Below are 17384 nucleotides of genomic sequence, written 5' to 3' on the forward strand. Positions count from 1 at the left end.
GCGCCTTTGCCGGGATTGGTTACTTCGCGTTCACGAAATCGTTCGTATAGGTGCGCGCCAGGTCGATGTGCTTGCCCTTCACCGACGGGTTGAATGCCGACAGCACCTTCAGCACGGTCGCCGGGCCGTCGGCCGGCATCTTGCCGTCCGCGGTGTACATCGGCAGCGACGCCTTCAGCGCGGCCACGTACAGCGCCTTGTCCTTCTGGTAGTCGGCCGGCATCTTCGCGGCGATTTCCTCGGCGCTGTGCGTGTGGATGAACTGCATCGTCTTCGCGAACGCGTGAGCGAGCTTGGTCGCCTCCGCCTTGTGCGCATCGACCCACGCCGACTGCACGTACAGGCTCGCGGCCGGGTAGGTGCCGCCGAGCGCGGCGCGCGTGCCTTCCAGCGTGCGCAGGTCGACCAGCACCTTCGCGTCGCCCATCTTCTCGAGCGCGGACACCGTCGGCTCGGTCGTCATCCCGGCGTCGATGCGGCCCTGCTTGATCGCGGCGATGAAGCTCGCGTCCGCGCCGACCGGCAGCATCGTGTACTGCGTCGACGGCACGCCGTGCTGCAGCGCGAGATACTGGGTGAGGAAGCTCGTCGACGAGCCGAGGCCCGTGACGCCGAGCGTCTTGCCCTTCGCGTCGGCCATCGACTTGAAGGTCGGCGCGGCCTTGGTCGACACCATCTCGACCTCGCCCGGCACCTGGCCGAACACGGCGATCGCCTTCACGTCCTTGCCCTTGCTCTGCAGGTCGATGGTGTGATCGTAGAAGCCGACGACGCCCTGCACGGCGCCCGCGAGCAGCTCGTTCTCGGCGTCGACGCCGGCCGGCTGCGACAGCAGCTCGACGTCGAGCCCTTCGGCCTTGAAATTGCCAAGCTCCTGCGTGAGCCGCGCGGGCAGGTAGATCAGCTTCGCGATCCCGCCGACCATGATCGTGATCTTGCCGCCGTCGTCGGCGAAAGCGGGGTGAGCGGCGAGCGCGCAGCTCAGGCTGGCTGCCACGGCGAGGGTGCGCAGGATGGGTCGCATCGGGTCGTCTCCTTCGTTGTATTCGTATGGCGCGATGCTTGCTGCATCGTCTTAACGAGTATAGGGAGGCGAAACCTTCTGCAACCTTTCGCGGGGGGGCGGATCCTTTAGGGGTTTTCCAGAAAACAGCGGGGCGGCATGCGGGCGGCGGTCGCCGACGCAAGCCGAAAGCGACGCGGCAGCGCGCCTACCGCCACCCGATCAACACCCGCCCCATCGCATCGACCCCCATGTCGAACAGGTGCGACACGAACGGCACGAGGTTCGGGATCATCAGTTGCACGAGCAACAGCCCGACGATCAGCGTGACGGGAAAGCCGATCTGGTACATGCCGATCTGCGGCGCCGCGCGGTTCAGGATGCCAAGCGCGAGGTTCGCGATCAGCAGCGCCACGACCACCGGCAGCGACAGCAGCAGCCCCATCTCGAACACGGTCGCGCCGAACGCGGCAAGCGTGCGCCAGCCCGGCGCGTGCAGCAGCTCGCCCGACACCGGCAGCGACTGGAACGACGCGGCGAGCGCGGCGAATACCTGCAGGTGGCCGTCCACGGCGAGGAACGCGAGCATCGCGACCGCGTTCAGGAACCGCCCCATCGCGGGCGTCGCGCCGTTCGAATGCGGATCGAAGAAGGTCGCGAAGCCCAGCCCCATCGACAGCCCGATGAAGTCGCCGGCCGCTTCGACGGCCGCGAACACGAGCTGCATCGTGAAACCCATCGCGACGCCGATCAGGAATTGGTTGACGAGGATCCAGATGCCCAGCGCGGAGAACACGGTGACGTCCGGCATCGCGCCGAGCGTCGGCGCGACGACGAGCGCCATGAACGCGGCGACGCCGATCTTCACGCGCACCGGCACGGCCGCGTGGCCGACCATGGGCGCCGTCGCGACGAGCGCGAGCATCCGCACGAACGGCCACAGGAAAGCCGTCAGCCAGCCGTTGAGCTGCGCATAGGTGACCGAGAACATCGTCGCCGGGTGCTGCGCGCGGCTCAGCCGGCGCCGAGCGTCGCGACGTGCAGCAGCGTCTGCCGCAGGTAGTCGAGCATCGTCGTCAGCATCCACGGGCCGGCTATCACGAGCGTTGCGGCGACCGCGAGCAGCTTCGGGATGAACGACAGCGTCGCTTCGTTGATCTGCGTCGCGGCCTGGAACAGGCTCACGACGAGGCCGACCGCGAGCGCGACCAGCAGCAGCGGGGCCGCGAGCAGCAGGCCGACCATCATCGCCTGGTGCGCGAGCGTCATCACTTGTTCAGGCGTCATCGCGTGGATCCTCCGCTTACGTGAAGCTCTGCGCGAGCGAGCCGATCAGCAGTTGCCAGCCGTCGACGAGCACGAACAGCATCAGCTTGAACGGCAGCGACACGGTGGACGGCGACACCATCATCATCCCCATCGACATCAGCACGCTTGCGACGACCATGTCGATGATCAGGAACGGGATGAACACCGTGAAGCCGATCTGGAAGCCGGTTTTCAGTTCGCTCGTGACGAACGCGGGCACCAGCAGCGACAGCGGCACGTCCTCGGGACCCTGCATCGGCGCGGCCTTCGAGATCTTCGCGAACAGCGCGAGATCGGTCTCGCGGGTCTGCTTCAGCATGAAGGTCTTGAACGGCGCAACGCCGCGCTGCACGGCCTGCTCCATCGGCATCGAGCCGTCGGAGAACGGCTTGTAGCCGTCGTTGTACGCGCGGTCGAGCACCGGCGACATCACGAAGAAGGTCAGGAACATCGCGAGGCCGACGAGCACCTGGTTCGGCGGCGTCGTCGCGGTGCCGAGCGCCTGGCGCAGCAGCGACAGCACGATGATGATGCGCGTGAAGCTCGTCATCATCAGCAGCATCGCCGGCAGGAACGACAGCATCGTGAGCAGCAGCATCGTCTGCACGCTCAGCGAATAGGTGGTGCCGCCGTGCGGGCCCGGGCTCGCATTGAACGCGGGCAGGCCGTTCGCCTGCGCGCACGCAAGCGCGGGCGCGAGACAGAGGATCAGCACGGGCGCGACACGCGCCGCGTGATGCAGGAATGCGTGTTTCATCGGAGTGCGGAGACGGAAAGAGGGCGCGGCGCCATGTCAGCGGTCCTTGCCGCGACCGAGGCGTTTCGCGGCTTCGCCCGCGAGCGCGTCGCGAAACCGCGCGCCGAACGTGCCGGGCAGGGTGCCGTCGGACGGATTGCCGCCGGCGGCTGCGTCGGTCGAGGGCGACCCCGCCGTGGCGGCGGCCGCCACCGAACCGGCCGGCAGCGTATGCAGCAGGCGCACGTTGCCCGGCGCGACGCCGAGCACGAGCCAGGTGTCGCCGATCTCGACGATCGTCGCGCTTTCCTTCGCGCCGAGCCCGACGCTCGACACGACCTTCAGCGGGCCGCCGCGTCGCGCGGGCTGGAAGCCGAAGCGGCGCGCGAGCCATGCGCACGCGAATACGAGGCCGATCACGACCGCGAGCCCGACGAGCGTCTGCAGCACCGCGCCGATGCCGAGCGACGGCACGGCCGAGCCGACCGTCACGCTCGACGCGATCGAACCGGCGTGGTTGACCGCGTTCATGTCGGCGGCGCCGGCCGGCGCGCACGCGAGCGACGCGGCGGCGGCCAGCGCCGCCGCTGCGATCGCGCGGCACACGCGCCAGCCGGGCTTCACGACGTTCATCGATTCAGCTTCCGGATGCGTTCGGCGGGCGTGATGATGTCGGTGAGGCGAATACCGAACTTGTCGTTGACGACCACGACTTCGCCCTGTGCGATCAGGCAGCCGTTCACGAGCACGTCCATCGGCTCGCCGGCCATGCCGTCGAGCTCGACGACCGAGCCCTGCGCGAGCTGCAGCAGGTTGCGGATCGCGATCTTCGTGCGGCCGAGCTCCACCGTCATCTTGACCGGGATGTCGAGGATCATCTCGATGTCGTTGTGCGTCGAGCTCGCCGCGGCCTTCGACAGCGGCTGGAACACGCCGGCGCCCGTGGCGCCCACCTGCACCGGCTGCTCGTTCTGCTCGGCGAGCGCGGCCGCCCAGTCGTCGAGGCCCTGCTCTTCGTCGGCCGCGGCCGGCGCCTTCGCGTCGGCGGCCGATGCCGCGGCGGCCGACGCCGCGAGGGCCGCATCGGCCATCGCCTGCATGTCGTCGTCGGGCGTCTGGTTCAGCTCACTCATATCCACCTTCCTTCATCGAATCGCTCGCGCCGATCATCTTCTGCACGCGCAACGCATATTGACCATTGAAAATTCCGTAGCCGCATTCCATCACCGGCACGCCGTCGACCTTCGCGGTGATCGTGTCCTCGATCTCCAGCGGCAGCACGTCGCCCGCGCGCAGGTTCAGGATCTTCTCGAACGTCGCCGAGATCTCGGCGAGATTCGCGGTCAGCTCGACCTCGGCGGCCTGCACCTGCTGCGACAGCACGCGCACCCAGCGGCGGTCGACTTCGAGCGCCTCGCCCTGGATCGGCGAGCTGAGCACGTCGCGGATCGGCTCGACCATCGAGTACGGCATGCAGATGTGCAGCGTGCCGCCCGTCGGCCCGAACTCGATCGAGAACTGCGTGACGATCACGATCTCGTTCGGCGTCGCGACGTTCGCGAACTGCGTGTGCATCTCCGAGCGCACGAATTCGAACTGCAGCGGCCGCACGCTCTTCCACGCGGTCGTGTAGTGCTCGAACACGAGGTTCAGCAGCTTGCCGATGATCCGCTGCTCGGTGGCCGTGAAATCGCGGCCCTCGACGCGCGTGTGGAAGCGCCCGTCGCCGCCGAACAGGTTGTCGACGACGAAGAACACGAGGTTCGGGTCGAACACGAACAGCGACGTGCCGCGCAGCGGCTTCACGTGCACCAGGTTCAGGTTCGTCGGGATCGGCAGGTTGCGGGTGAATTCGCTGTACTTCTGCACCTTCACCTGGCTGACGGAGATTTCCGCCGTGCGCCGCATGAAGTTGAAGATGCCGATCCGCAGCAGGCGCGCGAAGCGGTCGTTGATGATCTCGAGGCCGGGCATCCGGCCGCGGACGATCCGCTCCTGCGTCGCGATGTTGTAGGGGCGGACGCCCGATGTGTCGCGCTGCTCGTCGACCGAATCGGTTTCGCCCGTGACGCCCTTGAGGAGGGCATCGACCTCCTCCTGGGACATGAACTCCTGGTGACCCATACGCGCTCCTTTTGCGGCCGCGTTACTGGACGACGAACTCGGTGAACAGCACGTCGTCGACCTTCGCGCGCTGGTTGCCCGGCTGGGTCGGCTGCTCGATCAGCTCCCGCAGCTCCTTCGCGAGCGAACGTTTGCCGTCCGGCGTCGCGAGCTCCTCGGGATGCTTGTTCGACAGCGCGAGCAGGATCCGGCTGCGGATTTCCGGCATCCGCGCGGTCAGTTGCTCCTGCGCCTTCGGGTCGGTGAGCTTCAGCGACAGGCCGACGCGCAGGTAGTGCTGCGCGCCGTCGTCGGACTGCAGGTTCACGGTCAGCGGGTCGAGCGCGAAGAACACCGGCGCGGCAAGCGGCGCCGGCTCGGCGGGCGCGCTCGGATGGCCGACGCCTGCCTTGCCCAGGAACACGTACATGCCGCCGGCGGCGGCGGCAGCCGCGCCCAGCGCGATGACGGCGATGAGCGCGATGCGCTTGAACTTGCCGGAGGAAGCCGGCTTGTCGGCGGTCGGGGTTGCAGTCGTGGCCATGTGAATGCGTGCGTGATGTCTCGTAGCATGCATTGTTCGGCATCCGGGCCGAGGCCGATGGGCGGAAAAGAGGGGGGAATTGCGGCTATCTCAGCCGATTGTCGGCCGGGCGTCGGCCGGATGTCGGCGCGATGCGGGGCAGGAACGGCGGGGGGAAACGATCGGGCGGGAGCGGGACGGCGTGCGCCCGGCGGGAACCGGGCCGGCGGGCAAGGAGTGCGGCCGGCGGGCAGCGGTGCCCGCCCGCGCGTCCATCGTCAGATCGGCAGCAGCGACAGCAGCGGCGCGATCAGCACCATCGCGACACCCGCGATCATCATCGTCAGGCTCGACACGACGCCTTCCTCGCTGCCGATCTCGCGCGCCTTCGCGGTGCCCACGCCGTGAGCGGCCGCGCCGAACAGCGCGCCGCGCGCGAGCCGCGTGCGCATCGGCACGAGCGCGAGCACCAGTTCGCCGAGCAGCATCCCGCAGATGCCGGTCGCGATCACGAACAGGGCCGTGAGGTCCTTCGGCGCGTGGATCTTGTCCGACACGGCGAGCGCGAACGGCGTCGACACCGAGCGCGTCATCAGCGAGCGTTGCAGCTCGGGCGACAGGTGCAGCAGCTTCGCGAGCAGCAGCGATCCGCACACGCCCGCGCCGATCCCGACCGCGACGCCGACCGACAGCGACAGCCAGTGGCGGCGGATCAGGTCGCGATAGTCGTAGATCGGCACCGCGAACGCGATCGTCGCCGGGCCGAGCAGCCACATCAGCCAGCGCGTGTCGCGGAAATAGACCGAATACGGGATGCCGGTCAGCAGCACGAGCAGCACCAGCACGCCCGGCACGAACACGAGCGGCGAGAACAGCAGCGTCTTCTTGTACGCATAGAGGCGCTTCGACGCGAAATACAGCACGATCGTCAGCACGAAGCAGCCGACGGAGATGGCGGTATTCACCCGGTCGGCGGGCAGGTTCGATAGCGCGGCGAGCATGGAAGGCTCCGGCTCAGTGCGCGATGGCGCTCAGGCGCGCGCGGCGGCGTTCGGCGAACACGCGCTGCACGGCGAGCCGGCGTTCGAGCTTCGCGGCGAGATCGACGGCGACGGCCACCGCGACCATCACGAACGCGGTGCCGGCGAGCATCACCAGCGCGATGCGCCAGCCGTCCTCGCGGAACAGCCCGCCGTACTGCACGGCCGCGACGGCGGCCGGCACGAAGAACAGCAGCATGTCGGACAGCAGCCAGTTCGCGCCGTCCTTCACCCACGCCGGTGCGACGCGGCCCGAGAACAGCAGCACGAGCAGCACCGCGAGGCCGATCACGCCGGACGGAATCGGCAGCCCGACCTTGCGCACGGCCCAGTCGACCGCCATCCACAACACGCCGAGCGCGGTGGCCTGCAGCACGATCCGGCCCGTGTGCGCGAGGCTGCCCGAAGCGGCGGGGCGGGCGGCGGCAGTGGCGGTCGGCTTGTTCATGGCGGGCTCCCTACAGATGTTTCTGTCAATGGAGCAAGTATAGGGTTTCCCCTAACCATAAATAAAATGACTTGTCTCTATCCTTGTCATTCCAATTCGGAATTCGCTTTGAATTCAGCTGCACCAATCTGGGGAGTGATCGATGGAATTGCGCGCGCTGCGGTACTTCGTCGAGGTGGTTCGCCAGCAGAGCTTCACCGCGGCGGCCGACAAGCTGTTCGTCACGCAGCCGACCATCAGCAAGATGGTGAAGGCGCTGGAAGACGAGATCGGTTCGCCGCTGCTGCTGCGCGACGGCCGGCAGATGGTGCTGACCGACGCCGGGCGGATCGTGTTCCAGCGCGGCCAGGATGTGCTCGCCGCGCAGGCGCAGCTGCAGTCGGAACTGAACGATCTCGGCACGCTCGGACGCGGCGAGCTGACGATCGGCATCCCGCCGCTCGGCGGTTCGCTGTTCACGCCGATCATCGCCGCGTACAAGCAGCGCTACCCGAACATCGAGCTGAAGCTGTTCGAGCAGGGCGCGCGGATGATCGAGGCGGCGCTGATGTCGGGCGAGCTGGAACTCGGCGGGCTGCTGGAGCCGGTCGATCCCGGCACGTTCGAGCGACTGCCGATGGTGCGCGCGCCGCTGTGGCTCGTCGCGCCCCGCGAGTCGCGCTGGGAGGACCACGCGGCCGTGCCGCTCGCCGATCTCGCGCGGGAATCGTTCGTGTTCTATGCGGAAAGCCTCGCGCTGCACGACGCGGTGCTGGATGCGTGCCGGCAAGCCGGTTTCACGCCGTCGATCGTGAGCCGCAGCGGCCACTGGGATTTCATGGCCGCGCTCGTGCATGCGGGCGTCGGCATCGCGCTGCTGCCCGAGCCGTATTGCCGGCGGCTCGACGCGAGCCAGTTCACGTGCCGGCCGATCGTCGAGCCGGAAATCACGTGGGCGATCGCGCTCGGCTGGCTGAAGAAGGGCTACCTGTCGCACGCGGCGCGCGCGTGGCTCGACGTCGCGCGGGCGACGCTGCCGCTCGCGCCGGCCGACGATCTGGCGTTTGGAGGATTGCGGGCGCGGGAGTGAGGCCGATGCCCGACGCAATCAGACGTGTGTGATCGGGCCCGGATAGCGCGCGACGGTTTGGTCGTGCGTGAGCAGCGTGACGCCCTCCGAGATCGCCTGGGCGACCAGAAGACGGTCAAACGGATCGCGATGGATCGACGGCAGTTGTCCGACCGCGAGTGCATGCGCGCTCGTGATCGGCAATTCCACGTAGCCGGCATCAAGAAGATTGCGGCGGAGCACGTTTGGGTCCACCTGGAAATCGTCGCGATCCAATCCACGCTTGATGACGATCTCCCAGAGGCTCGCAACGCTGAAAAGCGGTGTATAGGCGGGATCGTTGATCAGTGTGCTGGCGCGGGCGGGCAGCTCGGCTGCACCGGCTGCCGCCCACAGAAGCAAGTGTGTGTCGAGCAGCAACTTCATGCGTCACCCTCGAACAGCTTGCCGATTTCGTCGCCGCCCATTGTGTCGAAATCGTCCGGGACGCGGATCTGCCCCTTCATGAAACCGATCCGGCTCGGCCGGACCGGGTCCGGCGCATTGATCGGAACCACCTTGACGAGCGGCTTGCCGGCTTTTGCGATTACGAACGGTTCGCCGGCATGCACGGCTTCGTCGATCAGACGCGACAGATTCGTTTTTGCGTCATGCATGTTATAGGTATGCATCACGTCCCCCAATTGAACTAAGTTCACTGAAATTATTAGCTTAGTTCAATCCGACAATCCACGCAAGGCGAGCACGTAGCCCGAAAGTACCGTCTCCAGTCCTGCGCCCTCAATGCCCCATCGCCGGCCCCGCGCCCTTCTTCGGCTTCGTGATCCACACGAGCGCCGCGAGCGCGATGAACATCACCGCCGACAGGTGGAAGAAGTCGTTGGTCGCCATCATGAAGCCCTGCTGCGTGACGAGCTGGTTCAGCTGCGCATTGGCCGTCTGCCCGACGATGCCGAGCTGTGCGAGCGCGCCCTGGTAGTCGGTCGTGTTCTGCGCGTAGACGCTCACCGATTCCGACAGCCGCGCATGATGGTAGATCGCGTCGTTCTCCCAGAACGTCGAGCTGGCCGCGGTGCCGATCGCGCCGGACAGCGTGCGCAGGAAGTTCGACAGCCCCGACGCGCTCGCGAGCCGCTCGTCGGAGATGCTCGACAGCGTGATCGTCGTCATCGGCACGAAGAAGCACGCGACGCCGATGCCCTGCACGAGCCGCGGCAGGATCACGTGGTTGAACGGCACGTCGAGCGTAAACGTCGCGTTCCACAGCGACACGCCCGCGAACACGATGAACGCGAAGCTCGCGACCATCCGCAGGTCAAGCCGGTGCATGTTGCGCCCGATCAACGGCGACAGCACGAGCGCGAGCAGCCCGACCGGCGCGGTCGCGAGGCCGGCCTTGCCGGCCGTGTAGCCCATCACCGTCTGCAGCCACAGCGGGAAGATCACGACCGAGCCGAAAAACGCCATGAAGCCGAACGAGATGATCAGCGCGCCGAGCGCGAAGTTGCGGTCCTTGAAGAGCGTGAGGTCGACCACCGGCTCCTTCTCGGTCGCCTCCCACACGAGCATGAACGCGAGCGACACGACCGCGATCAGCGCGAGCGCGACGATGAACGACGAGTTGAACCAGTCGCGGTCCTTGCCGAGGTCGAGCATCATCTGCAGGCACGACACGCCGATCACGAGCAGCGCGAGGCCGATCGCGTCGATCCGCTGCTTCGACGTCTTCGTCTCGCGGCCGCGCAGCAGGAAGTACGCGCAGGTCGCCGAGAACACGCCGATCGGCAGGTTGATGTAGAAGATCCACGGCCACGTGTAGTTGTCGCTGATCCAGCCGCCCAGCAACGGGCCGAAGATCGGCGCGACGATCACCGTCATCGCCCATAGCCCGAGCGCGAGCCCGCGTTTCGCGGGCGGGTAGCTGCGCATCAGGATCGTTTGCGACAGCGGCACCATCGGCCCCGACACGAGGCCCTGCAGCAGCCGGAACGCGATCAGCGTCTCGAAGTTGGTCGCGAGGCCGCACAGCGCGGACGCAATCGTGAACGCGAGCACCGACAGCGTGAACAGCCGCACCTCGCCGACCCGCCGCGCGAGCCAGCCGGTCAGCGGCACCGCGATCGCGGATGCGACCGAGTACGACGAAATCACCCACGTGCCTTCGCTCGTCGCGACGCCGAGGCTGCCCGAGATGGTCGGCACCGCGACGTTCGCGATCGACGTGTCGAGCACTTCCATGAAGGTGCCGAGCGCGAGCCCGACGGTCAGCAGCGCGAGCGCGCCGCCGGTCAGCGGCGCCGGTTCGGCGGCGGGGGCGGATGCCGTGGTGGCGGACATCGGGATCTCCTAGACGCGGCGCGCGCAACGCGCCGGCGCAACGCACGGGCGCGCGACGCAGCGCGGCCCGGCCGGGTGGAATGAAAAAGGGGAAAAGCGGAGCGCGTGCCTCGTCATCTTCTGCCCAGACAGAGAAATAAGCGACTGTTTAAACCTGGACATGGGGTCTCCGCACGCATCAGCAGTCAGGTTCGTCGGGCGTCGGGCAGCCGGTCGAACCGGGCCCGTTGGCGATGAAGCGTTGCAGCAGGCCGATGAGCGTCGCGAGTTCGTCGGCCGAGAAGCCTTCGAGCTGCGCGTTCAGCACGGTCGCGACCAGCGACGGCAGCGCGCGGGCGGCTTCGATGCCGCGCTCGGTCAGCGTCAGCTCGATCATCCGGCGGTCCTGCTCGCTGCGCGCACGCGCGATCAGCCCCTTGCGTTCGAGCCGATCGAGCATGCGCGTCATCGACCCGCTGTCGTACGACATCTTGCGCGACAGCTCGAACGGCGTACGCGCGTAGCCGCGCGACAGCAGCAGGATCACGCCGATCTGCTGCGCGGTGAGGTCGAGCGGCTCGAGCGCGCGATCCATCCGCTCGACGAGCGCCTGCTTCGCCTTCGACAGGTAATAGCCGAGGCTCGTTTCCAGCGCGATGTTCTCGGGATCGTAGAGGCCGCCGGTCATACGATTGCGCGCGCAGCAATAGTGCGTTTCGGGTTTGAACGCGCCCAGTATCTTGAAAAATGATTGCTTAGTCAATATTATTTGAGTCAACCAGTTACGACGTGCATGTTGCACTGCCGGAGACGATGTTCTGACCGATTGGCCCGCGCTGCCGGGCACCCCGAGGATGTTCGCGATGCTGTTCCTGAAAAATGCCGCCGGCGCGCTGCGCCGCAACCTGACCGATACCGCTCATCATGTGTTCTCCGGGCCGCACCGCGGCTGGAAGATCGCGCTGTACGTGACGATGCTGGTCGTGCCTGGCGGCTCGCTCGCGGCGCTCGGGTTCGCATGGTTCGATCATCGCCGGCAGCGCAACGCGAAGGGCGGCGCCCGCCGCACGAGCCAGCCGGCCGCAACCGAGCCGTCGACATGGCGGGCCGCCGCCGAGCCCGTCCCGGTGCCCGCGCGCTGCCACTGACGTCGCAGCGCTCTCACGCTCCACACCATCCCGCCTGATCGCCGGCCGCGTCACGCGTGACCGGCGTCGTATGCCCGGTCGCACGTCCGTTTTCCCGCAAGCGAGCCGTAATGGCCGGTAAACCGGCCGGCCGCGCCGGTAACACATCCGGGCCGCCGTGCACCGTACCCTTAGGGCTGCGCAGCTTTCCCGCCGTCAGTTACCATTTGTCCGCCAGCGGCACGACGACCGCATCGCGCGACGCCGCTCGCCGGCCGTCACGCCCAGACAGGAAAACCACCATGCCGTACGCCCCCCTCCCGCGCGCCGTTCGCCCGCTGAGCGCCGCCGTCGCCATTGCGACGGCCGTGCTGCTCGCCGGCTGCGCCGTCGGGCCCGACTATCACCGGCCCGACACGTCGATCCCCGCCGCCTTCAAGGAAGCGCCGGCCGGCTGGAAAGTCGCGCAGCCCGCCGATCGTGCCGACCGCGGCGCCTGGTGGACGGTCTACAACGATCGGCAGCTCGATGCGCTGATCGGCAAGCTCAACGCGTCGAACCAGACCATCGCGCAATCGGCGGCCGCCTACCGGCAGGCGCGCGCGCTCGTCACCGAGGCGCGCGCCGCGTATTTCCCGACCGTCGGGCTGACTGCATCGGGCTCGCGCGCGCGGTCGCCGCGCACGTCGCTGTCGTCGGGTTCGTCGTCGAATTTCGGCAGCGGGTCGACCGGGTCGATCAACAACAGCTACAGCGTCGGCCTCGACGCCAGTTGGGAACCCGACCTGTGGGGCAAGGTGAGCCGCACCGTCAGCGCGCAGCGCGCCGGCGAAGCGGCCGCCGCGGCCGATCTCGCGAACGCGCGGCTGTCGCAGCAGGCGCTGCTCGCGCAGACCTATTTCCAGTTGCGCACGTCCGATGCGCTGCAACAGCTGCTCGACGACACCGTGAAGTCGTACGAACGCTCGCTGCAGCTCACGCAGAACCAGTACGCGCAGGGCGTCGCCGCGCGCGCGGACGTGATCCAGGCGCAGACGCAACTGCAGAGCGCGCAGGCCGCGCAGATCGACAACGGCGTCGCCCGCGCGCAGTACGAGCATGCGATCGCGACGCTGATCGGCGAGCCCGCGTCGACCTTCTCGCTGCCGCCGACCCCGCTCGCGGCCGAGCCGCCGATCACGCCGGTCGACGTGCCGTCCACGATCCTCGAGCGCCGGCCCGACGTCGCGGCGGCCGAGCGCCGCGCGGCGGCCGCGAACGAGCAGATCGGCGTCGCGATCGCCGCGTTCTTCCCCACGCTGACGCTGTCGGCCACCGGCGGCTTCCAGAGCTCGGTGTGGTCGCAGCTGTTCACGCTGCCGGCGCGCTTCTGGACGGTCGGCCCGCAGCTCGCGGCCACGCTGTTCGACGCGGGGCTGCGCGCCGCGCAGACCGACGCCGCGCGCGCGACCTACGACCAGGACGTCGCCGCCTATCGCCTCGCGGTGCTGACCGCGTTTCAGGACGTCGAGGACAACCTTGCGTCGCAACGGATCCTCGCGCAGGAAATCGACGTGCAGCGGCAGGCCGTCGACAGCGCCGAGCACGCGCTCGCGATCGTCACGAACCAGTACAAGGCGGGCACGGTCGCGTATCTGAACGTACTGAACGCGCAAACCACCGCGTTCACCGCGCAGCAGAAGCTCGCGACGATCGCCGGGCAGCGGATGGTGTCGTCGGTCGGGCTCGTGAAGGCGCTCGGCGGCGGCTGGGACGTGTCGGAACTGGCGCGCGAGAACGGCGACATGGCGGCGCCGGTGCCGGCGTCCGGTGCGGCCGCGCCCGCGGCTACCGCACCGTCGGTCGCCGCGCCGCTCGCGCAGAAGTAGGCAGGGAAGCGGGCGACGCGCGCAATCAGCGCTGCGCGTCGCCGAAGATCAGCGAAACCTGGTTGTTGCCGATCGGGTGGCCGAGCAGATTCAGCAGCCCGGCGAGGTTCGCCTGCTGCTCGGGCGCCGCATGCGCGGTCCCGCGAAACGATCCCTGGCCGGGGCCGAAGCTGCCGTGCCCGTCGAGAAACAGCGGGCCCTGCGTCGTCGACAGGTCGAGATCGGCGCCCGCGCCCTTCGCCTGCAATACCGCGCGGTACGAACCGAGCGGCTTCACGCGCGACACGCGCGAACTCATCGAATCGATCGTCACCGTCAACTGGCCGAACGCGTTGTTGCCGATGAGCCGCCAGTCGCTCCAGCCGAGCCGCACGTCGCCCTGCAGGTCGAGCGTGTTGAACGGCGTGCCGAGCCCCGCGAGCAGCGACGCGGGCACCGCCATCGTGCCCGACGACAGCACCGCGCCGCGCCACGTCGCATCGAGCGTGACCGCATCGGGCATCGCTTCCGTCTGCCGCAGGCGCATCTGCACGCGCCCGGTCAGCAGCGGCCAGAAGCGCGTGGTCCATTCGACCCGTCCCGGCAGCAGCGTCGCCGCGCTCTGGTCGGCGCCCGGCGCGAGCATCAGCGTGCCCGAGCCGTGCCACAGCGACCCGTCCGGATCGACGAGATTCACGTGACCGCCGGTCGCCCGCGCGAACTGCGGCGCGATCCACGCGGCCGGCGCGAGCGCGACGAGCGTCACCGCCGTCGCCACGCCGCCCGCCAGCACCCATGGCAACACGGCGACGAGCCGTCTCACCCACGGCCGCATCGGCCGGCCTTCGTTTGCGTCATCCACTGCGGTCATCTATTTCTGGACGGAAGGCTGCATCACGGCCGTCAGGTCCACCTGGCCGTCTTCCTTCAGCGCCGTGGCATGCGCTTCGCCGACCTGCACCTTGAACTGCCGGCGCGCATCGTCGAGCCACTGGGTCCATGCCGGGAACGACACGTTCTTCATCTGGATCTGCACGCCATTGCCGACGATCTGCACCTGCGCGCCCTGCAGCCCGTGATCGGACAGCGACGCGGTCAGCGCATCCTTGAGCGCGAGGCCGGTCGGCGCGACGCCCTGCGCGGCAGCCGACAGCGATTTCGCCTCGTTCGCCTGCGCGGTCATCTGCGCGAGTTCGTGACGCATCGTCGGCAGCGCGCGCTGGATTCGCGCACGGCCTTCCTGCGCGGGCGACCACAGCACCGAATACGCGATCGCGACGGCCAGCACGGCGCCGCCCCAGCCGAGCAGCATCTTCTCGCGCGGCGAGCGCTCGCCCCAGAACTGGGCCAGCGTCTGGTTCAGTTGTTCGGTTTTCATGAGCGGCTCCGGATCGTCCATTTGCCCGTGTTGCTGTCGACTTCGCCGGACAGTCCGTTACGCGCGAGGCGCTGCGTGAAATCGGGATCGACCTTGACCTCCGGCTTGAAGCCGACGTCGAGCCGCCGGTCGTGATAGTCGAGCGACGCGATGCCATTCAGCGGCAGCGCACCCATCGAGCGCGCCAGGCCGCTCGACAGCGCGAGGAAATCATTCGGCGACAGCTCGCCGGCAGCCAGCCGAAGCTGGTCGAGCTGGCGTTGCATCTGCGCGGGCGGGTCGAGCACGGTGGTCGTCTTCGGAAAGGCAGACAGCAGCGTCTCGGTGATCTGCGCGGACAGCGCATCGCGCTCGCGCGACAGCTTCCACCAGTGCACGTTCATCCCGATCACCGCGACGCCGAGCGTCGCCGCGGCGAGCGCGATCGGCACGCGCAGGCGCTTGAGCGTCGCGCGGTCGAAGCGCCACGGCTGCGATTCGAACTCGAATTGGCACAGATCGAATTTCTCGGTCAGCGCCCGGCGCGCGAACGTATCGAACGACAGCGGCGCGGCGCCCGGCAGCAGCGGCGCGTCCGTGCGGCCGACCGACGCGAGCCGCGGCTCCGCGCCCGGCTCACCGAGTTCGTACAGCTCGATGTCGCCGCCGCCCGCGAGCGCGGCCAGCGTGCCGGCGGCGCGCGACGCGGGCGCCGCGAAGCCTTCGCCGAGCGCACCGCGCGCGACCGCCAGCTCGAGGCGCGGCGCACCGGCCTCGGCCGGCAGCGCGCCGGCTTCGACGAGCACCGGCTCGACCGCCGTCGCGAGCCCGAGCACCGCGGCGACCGTCGCCGGGCGGGCAGCCGGCTCGGCGACGTCCGCGACGAGGGCGGCGGCGTCGGCGGGCTCGCCGTCGGCCGGCACGGCGGATGCGGCGTCGGCCGACGCGCGCGGCGCCGGCAGGCAGCGGGTCGCGGGCACCGCGCTCAGGTGCCGGTGGCCGGCCGCGGTAAACGCGTCGCAGATCGTGCGGAACCACGCGCGATCGACGACGGCCAGCACGCGGCGCCCGTCGGGCAGCGGGGCCGGATCGAGCGCGATATGGCAGCCGAGCGGATCCTGGATCAGCTGATCCTCGACGATGTTGGGCAGCGCCTGGCGCAGCTTCGGCCCCTTCAGCGGCGGCACGGTCGCGGCCAGCAGCAGCACGTCGCGCGCGGCGACGATCAGCACCGTCGCGTTCGCGCGCGGCAGCAGCGCGAGCGCGGCGCGGCCCGCGCGCTGCACGTGGCCGGCCTTGTCGACGAGCGTGAACGGCAGCTCGGGCCACTGCCATTCCTGCAACGGCACGGCAGGCTCGCGCGGCGGCAAAGAAACAATCAACGTGCTCACAAGAGCTCCTCTCCCGATTGGCGTCGTTATAGCTGGTCGCGGATGCGCACGACCCGCGTCGAGTGCGTGGTCGGATCACGATACACGAGCGAGGTGCGATCGACCTCCGCGCGTTCGTGCTGGATCCGGCCATGCACGATGAAATAGCTCGAATTGACGTCGACGAGGCTCGAGTCGATCGTCACGTTCGGCGGCGCGCCGGCGCCGCGCAGCGCGAGCTGCACGTCGCCGACGTTGCGGAAAAACACCGTCTCGCGGCGCGCCACGAGCGCCTGCGCGGACGACACGCTCATCCCAGGTATCAGCGCGGCGATCACTTCGGCCGGCGCGGTGTTCATGTTCACGGGCGTCGTGGTCGGCAGCACGGTGACGAACGGGCGCAGCCGCGCGACCATCTCCGGCGTCACGCCGTCGACGTCGAGCAGGCTCTCGACGCGCGTCATCATCAGCGGCGCGGGCCCGCGGTCGCCGCCGGCCATCCCCGGATCGTCGGTGAAGCCGCTGCCCTGCATGTCGCCGCTCGTCACCGGTGCGGTCGCGGCGGTCGCGGCGGTCCCGCCGCCGCCGGGCAGGTTCGGCATCTGGAACCGCGTGGCCGAATGCAGCAGCCCCGCACGCACCTGCAGCGCGATGCGCTTCGCGAATGCGCTGTCGTAGCCGAGCGTCGTCAGCAGGCGCTGGAACGCCTGCATCTGCGTGACGTTCAGCTGCAGCACGCCGGGCGCCGGCGACGACACGAGGTTGCGCAGATTGAACTTCGCCTGCGCATCCTCGATCGAGCCGGACAGATAGGTGTCTTCGGCGTCCGTGTCGTTGGGCGCGCCGATGCGGCCGAGGAAATCCGACAGCTTCGTCTTCGCGATCGGCACGCCCCAGATCCCGCCGAGATACGTGATGCCGGGCGCCGTATCGCCTTCGGAGCGCAGGATCATCCGCGTCCAGTCGAGCGCGCCGCGCGCGACCCACTGTGCCTGCGCGATTACCCGCTGGTTCTCGATGCGGCGAATCTGCACCTGCTGGCGCCACAGCATCCCCGACACGAGGATCGCCGACAGCGCGACCACGAGCAGCGCGGTGATGATCGCGGCGCCGCGCTGGCGGCGGGCCCGGATTCGACGGGAAGGGCGCGCACGCATC

Annotated in this window: 21 protein-coding genes; 3 read left to right on the forward strand and 18 right to left on the reverse strand. The window is 68.7% G+C overall.

Annotated elements, in window-relative coordinates:
- Positions 1–19: 19 nt before the first annotated feature.
- The 10 genes from GJG85_RS00410 to GJG85_RS00455 all read right to left on the reverse strand — a co-directional run bounded on the left by GJG85_RS00410 (position 20) and on the right by GJG85_RS00455 (position 7161).
- On the reverse strand, positions 20–1024 hold the full coding sequence (locus tag GJG85_RS00410; protein WP_089488008.1) for an ABC transporter substrate-binding protein: 1005 nt from the start codon (positions 1022–1024) through the stop codon (positions 20–22).
- Positions 1025–1211: 187 nt separating this feature from the next.
- On the reverse strand, positions 1212–1994 hold the full coding sequence (fliR, locus tag GJG85_RS00415; RefSeq protein WP_089488009.1) for a flagellar biosynthetic protein FliR: 783 nt from the start codon (positions 1992–1994) through the stop codon (positions 1212–1214).
- A gap of 23 nt (positions 1995–2017) precedes the next feature.
- Positions 2018–2290: a flagellar biosynthesis protein FliQ gene (fliQ, locus tag GJG85_RS00420; RefSeq protein WP_006401718.1), complete on the reverse strand. Its 273-nt coding sequence runs from the start codon at positions 2288–2290 to the stop codon at positions 2018–2020.
- 16 nt (positions 2291–2306) lie between these two features.
- A complete protein-coding gene (gene fliP / locus GJG85_RS00425) occupies positions 2307–3068 on the reverse strand; it encodes a flagellar type III secretion system pore protein FliP (RefSeq protein WP_089488010.1) in 762 nt (253 codons plus the stop codon).
- A 36-nt stretch (positions 3069–3104) separates the two neighbouring features.
- Positions 3105–3680, reverse strand: coding sequence for a flagellar biosynthetic protein FliO (gene fliO, locus GJG85_RS00430; protein WP_089488011.1), 576 nt, complete (start codon positions 3678–3680; stop codon positions 3105–3107).
- Positions 3677–4180 (reverse strand): flagellar motor switch protein FliN, encoded by a 504-nt coding sequence (gene fliN / locus GJG85_RS00435; protein WP_050015742.1) that lies wholly within the window; start codon positions 4178–4180, stop codon positions 3677–3679. Before fliN ends, fliO begins: the two co-directional genes overlap by 4 nt.
- Positions 4173–5171: a flagellar motor switch protein FliM gene (gene fliM / locus GJG85_RS00440; RefSeq protein WP_050015744.1), complete on the reverse strand. Its 999-nt coding sequence runs from the start codon at positions 5169–5171 to the stop codon at positions 4173–4175. Before fliM ends, fliN begins: the two co-directional genes overlap by 8 nt.
- Positions 5172–5193: 22 nt before the next feature.
- The gene (gene fliL, locus GJG85_RS00445; RefSeq protein WP_179233119.1) at positions 5194–5694 is read right to left on the reverse strand and encodes a flagellar basal body-associated protein FliL; all 501 of its coding nucleotides are present in this window, start codon (positions 5692–5694) and stop codon (positions 5194–5196) included.
- A gap of 257 nt (positions 5695–5951) precedes the next feature.
- Complete coding sequence (locus GJG85_RS00450; RefSeq protein ID WP_050015748.1) at positions 5952–6674, reverse strand: LrgB family protein; 723 nt, start codon at positions 6672–6674, stop codon at positions 5952–5954.
- A 13-nt stretch (positions 6675–6687) separates the two neighbouring features.
- On the reverse strand, positions 6688–7161 hold the full coding sequence (locus GJG85_RS00455) for a CidA/LrgA family protein (protein WP_050015750.1): 474 nt from the start codon (positions 7159–7161) through the stop codon (positions 6688–6690).
- 142 nt (positions 7162–7303) lie between these two features.
- Here GJG85_RS00455 and GJG85_RS00460 point away from each other — a divergent pair, with 142 nt between their 5' ends.
- Positions 7304–8230 (forward strand): LysR family transcriptional regulator, encoded by a 927-nt coding sequence (locus tag GJG85_RS00460; protein ID WP_089488012.1) that lies wholly within the window; start codon positions 7304–7306, stop codon positions 8228–8230.
- An 18-nt stretch (positions 8231–8248) separates the two neighbouring features.
- Here the strand turns inward: GJG85_RS00460 and GJG85_RS00465 are convergent, their stop codons facing one another.
- From GJG85_RS00465 to GJG85_RS00480, 4 genes are all read right to left on the reverse strand, one after another.
- On the reverse strand, positions 8249–8635 hold the full coding sequence (locus GJG85_RS00465) for a type II toxin-antitoxin system VapC family toxin (RefSeq protein ID WP_204383520.1): 387 nt from the start codon (positions 8633–8635) through the stop codon (positions 8249–8251).
- Positions 8632–8880 (reverse strand): type II toxin-antitoxin system prevent-host-death family antitoxin, encoded by a 249-nt coding sequence (locus GJG85_RS00470; RefSeq protein WP_050015767.1) that lies wholly within the window; start codon positions 8878–8880, stop codon positions 8632–8634. The genes GJG85_RS00465 and GJG85_RS00470 overlap by 4 nt, the downstream gene beginning before the upstream one ends.
- A gap of 109 nt (positions 8881–8989) precedes the next feature.
- Positions 8990–10546, reverse strand: coding sequence for a DHA2 family efflux MFS transporter permease subunit (locus GJG85_RS00475; protein WP_050015755.1), 1557 nt, complete (start codon positions 10544–10546; stop codon positions 8990–8992).
- 178 nt (positions 10547–10724) lie between these two features.
- Positions 10725–11213 (reverse strand): MarR family transcriptional regulator, encoded by a 489-nt coding sequence (locus GJG85_RS00480; protein ID WP_050015756.1) that lies wholly within the window; start codon positions 11211–11213, stop codon positions 10725–10727.
- A 175-nt stretch (positions 11214–11388) separates the two neighbouring features.
- Between GJG85_RS00480 and GJG85_RS00485 the strand changes: the two genes are divergently transcribed.
- The gene (locus GJG85_RS00485) at positions 11389–11673 is read left to right on the forward strand and encodes a multidrug ABC transporter ATPase (protein ID WP_089488069.1); all 285 of its coding nucleotides are present in this window, start codon (positions 11389–11391) and stop codon (positions 11671–11673) included.
- Positions 11674–11954: 281 nt separating this feature from the next.
- Positions 11955–13520, forward strand: coding sequence for an efflux transporter outer membrane subunit (locus tag GJG85_RS00490; protein WP_089488014.1), 1566 nt, complete (start codon positions 11955–11957; stop codon positions 13518–13520).
- Between the two features lie 25 nt (positions 13521–13545).
- Here the strand turns inward: GJG85_RS00490 and GJG85_RS00495 are convergent, their stop codons facing one another.
- The 4 genes from GJG85_RS00495 to gspK are packed head-to-tail and all read right to left on the reverse strand — an operon-like array spanning position 13546 to position 17383.
- Entirely contained in the window at positions 13546–14334 is a 789-nt protein-coding gene (locus tag GJG85_RS00495) for a type II secretion system protein N (RefSeq protein WP_089488070.1), read from the reverse strand.
- Between the two features lie 36 nt (positions 14335–14370).
- Positions 14371–14877 (reverse strand): type II secretion system protein M, encoded by a 507-nt coding sequence (locus tag GJG85_RS00500; RefSeq protein WP_050015768.1) that lies wholly within the window; start codon positions 14875–14877, stop codon positions 14371–14373.
- Positions 14874–16247, reverse strand: a complete 1374-nt coding sequence (gspL, locus tag GJG85_RS00505) for a type II secretion system protein GspL (RefSeq protein WP_204383521.1) — start codon at positions 16245–16247, stop codon at positions 14874–14876. Before gspL ends, GJG85_RS00500 begins: the two co-directional genes overlap by 4 nt.
- A gap of 26 nt (positions 16248–16273) precedes the next feature.
- Complete coding sequence (gene gspK, locus GJG85_RS00510; RefSeq protein ID WP_089488071.1) at positions 16274–17383, reverse strand: type II secretion system minor pseudopilin GspK; 1110 nt, start codon at positions 17381–17383, stop codon at positions 16274–16276.
- Position 17384: the final 1 nt, after the last annotated feature.

It is taken from the genome of Burkholderia sp. MS389 (assembly GCF_016899425.1).
Taxonomy (GTDB): Bacteria; Pseudomonadota; Gammaproteobacteria; order Burkholderiales; family Burkholderiaceae; genus Burkholderia; species Burkholderia sola.

Coding starts and splice junctions, on each gene's coding strand:
- GJG85_RS00410 (WP_089488008.1), bottom strand. CDS start 1,024: ATGCGACCCATCCTGCGCACCCTCGCCGTGGCAGCCAGCCTGAGCTGC.
- fliR (WP_089488009.1), bottom strand. CDS start 1,994: ATGTTCTCGGTCACCTATGCGCAGCTCAACGGCTGGCTGACGGCTTTC.
- fliQ (WP_006401718.1), bottom strand. CDS start 2,290: ATGACGCCTGAACAAGTGATGACGCTCGCGCACCAGGCGATGATGGTC.
- fliP (WP_089488010.1), bottom strand. CDS start 3,068: ATGAAACACGCATTCCTGCATCACGCGGCGCGTGTCGCGCCCGTGCTG.
- fliO (WP_089488011.1), bottom strand. CDS start 3,680: ATGAACGTCGTGAAGCCCGGCTGGCGCGTGTGCCGCGCGATCGCAGCG.
- fliN (WP_050015742.1), bottom strand. CDS start 4,180: ATGAGTGAGCTGAACCAGACGCCCGACGACGACATGCAGGCGATGGCC.
- fliM (WP_050015744.1), bottom strand. CDS start 5,171: ATGGGTCACCAGGAGTTCATGTCCCAGGAGGAGGTCGATGCCCTCCTC.
- fliL (WP_179233119.1), bottom strand. CDS start 5,694: ATGGCCACGACTGCAACCCCGACCGCCGACAAGCCGGCTTCCTCCGGC.
- GJG85_RS00450 (WP_050015748.1), bottom strand. CDS start 6,674: ATGCTCGCCGCGCTATCGAACCTGCCCGCCGACCGGGTGAATACCGCC.
- GJG85_RS00455 (WP_050015750.1), bottom strand. CDS start 7,161: ATGAACAAGCCGACCGCCACTGCCGCCGCCCGCCCCGCCGCTTCGGGC.
- GJG85_RS00460 (WP_089488012.1), top strand. CDS start 7,304: ATGGAATTGCGCGCGCTGCGGTACTTCGTCGAGGTGGTTCGCCAGCAG.
- GJG85_RS00465 (WP_204383520.1), bottom strand. CDS start 8,635: ATGAAGTTGCTGCTCGACACACACTTGCTTCTGTGGGCGGCAGCCGGT.
- GJG85_RS00470 (WP_050015767.1), bottom strand. CDS start 8,880: ATGCATACCTATAACATGCATGACGCAAAAACGAATCTGTCGCGTCTG.
- GJG85_RS00475 (WP_050015755.1), bottom strand. CDS start 10,546: ATGTCCGCCACCACGGCATCCGCCCCCGCCGCCGAACCGGCGCCGCTG.
- GJG85_RS00480 (WP_050015756.1), bottom strand. CDS start 11,213: ATGACCGGCGGCCTCTACGATCCCGAGAACATCGCGCTGGAAACGAGC.
- GJG85_RS00485 (WP_089488069.1), top strand. CDS start 11,389: ATGCTGTTCCTGAAAAATGCCGCCGGCGCGCTGCGCCGCAACCTGACC.
- GJG85_RS00490 (WP_089488014.1), top strand. CDS start 11,955: ATGCCGTACGCCCCCCTCCCGCGCGCCGTTCGCCCGCTGAGCGCCGCC.
- GJG85_RS00495 (WP_089488070.1), bottom strand. CDS start 14,334: ATGCGGCCGTGGGTGAGACGGCTCGTCGCCGTGTTGCCATGGGTGCTG.
- GJG85_RS00500 (WP_050015768.1), bottom strand. CDS start 14,877: ATGAAAACCGAACAACTGAACCAGACGCTGGCCCAGTTCTGGGGCGAG.
- gspK (WP_089488071.1), bottom strand. CDS start 17,383: ATGCGTGCGCGCCCTTCCCGTCGAATCCGGGCCCGCCGCCAGCGCGGC.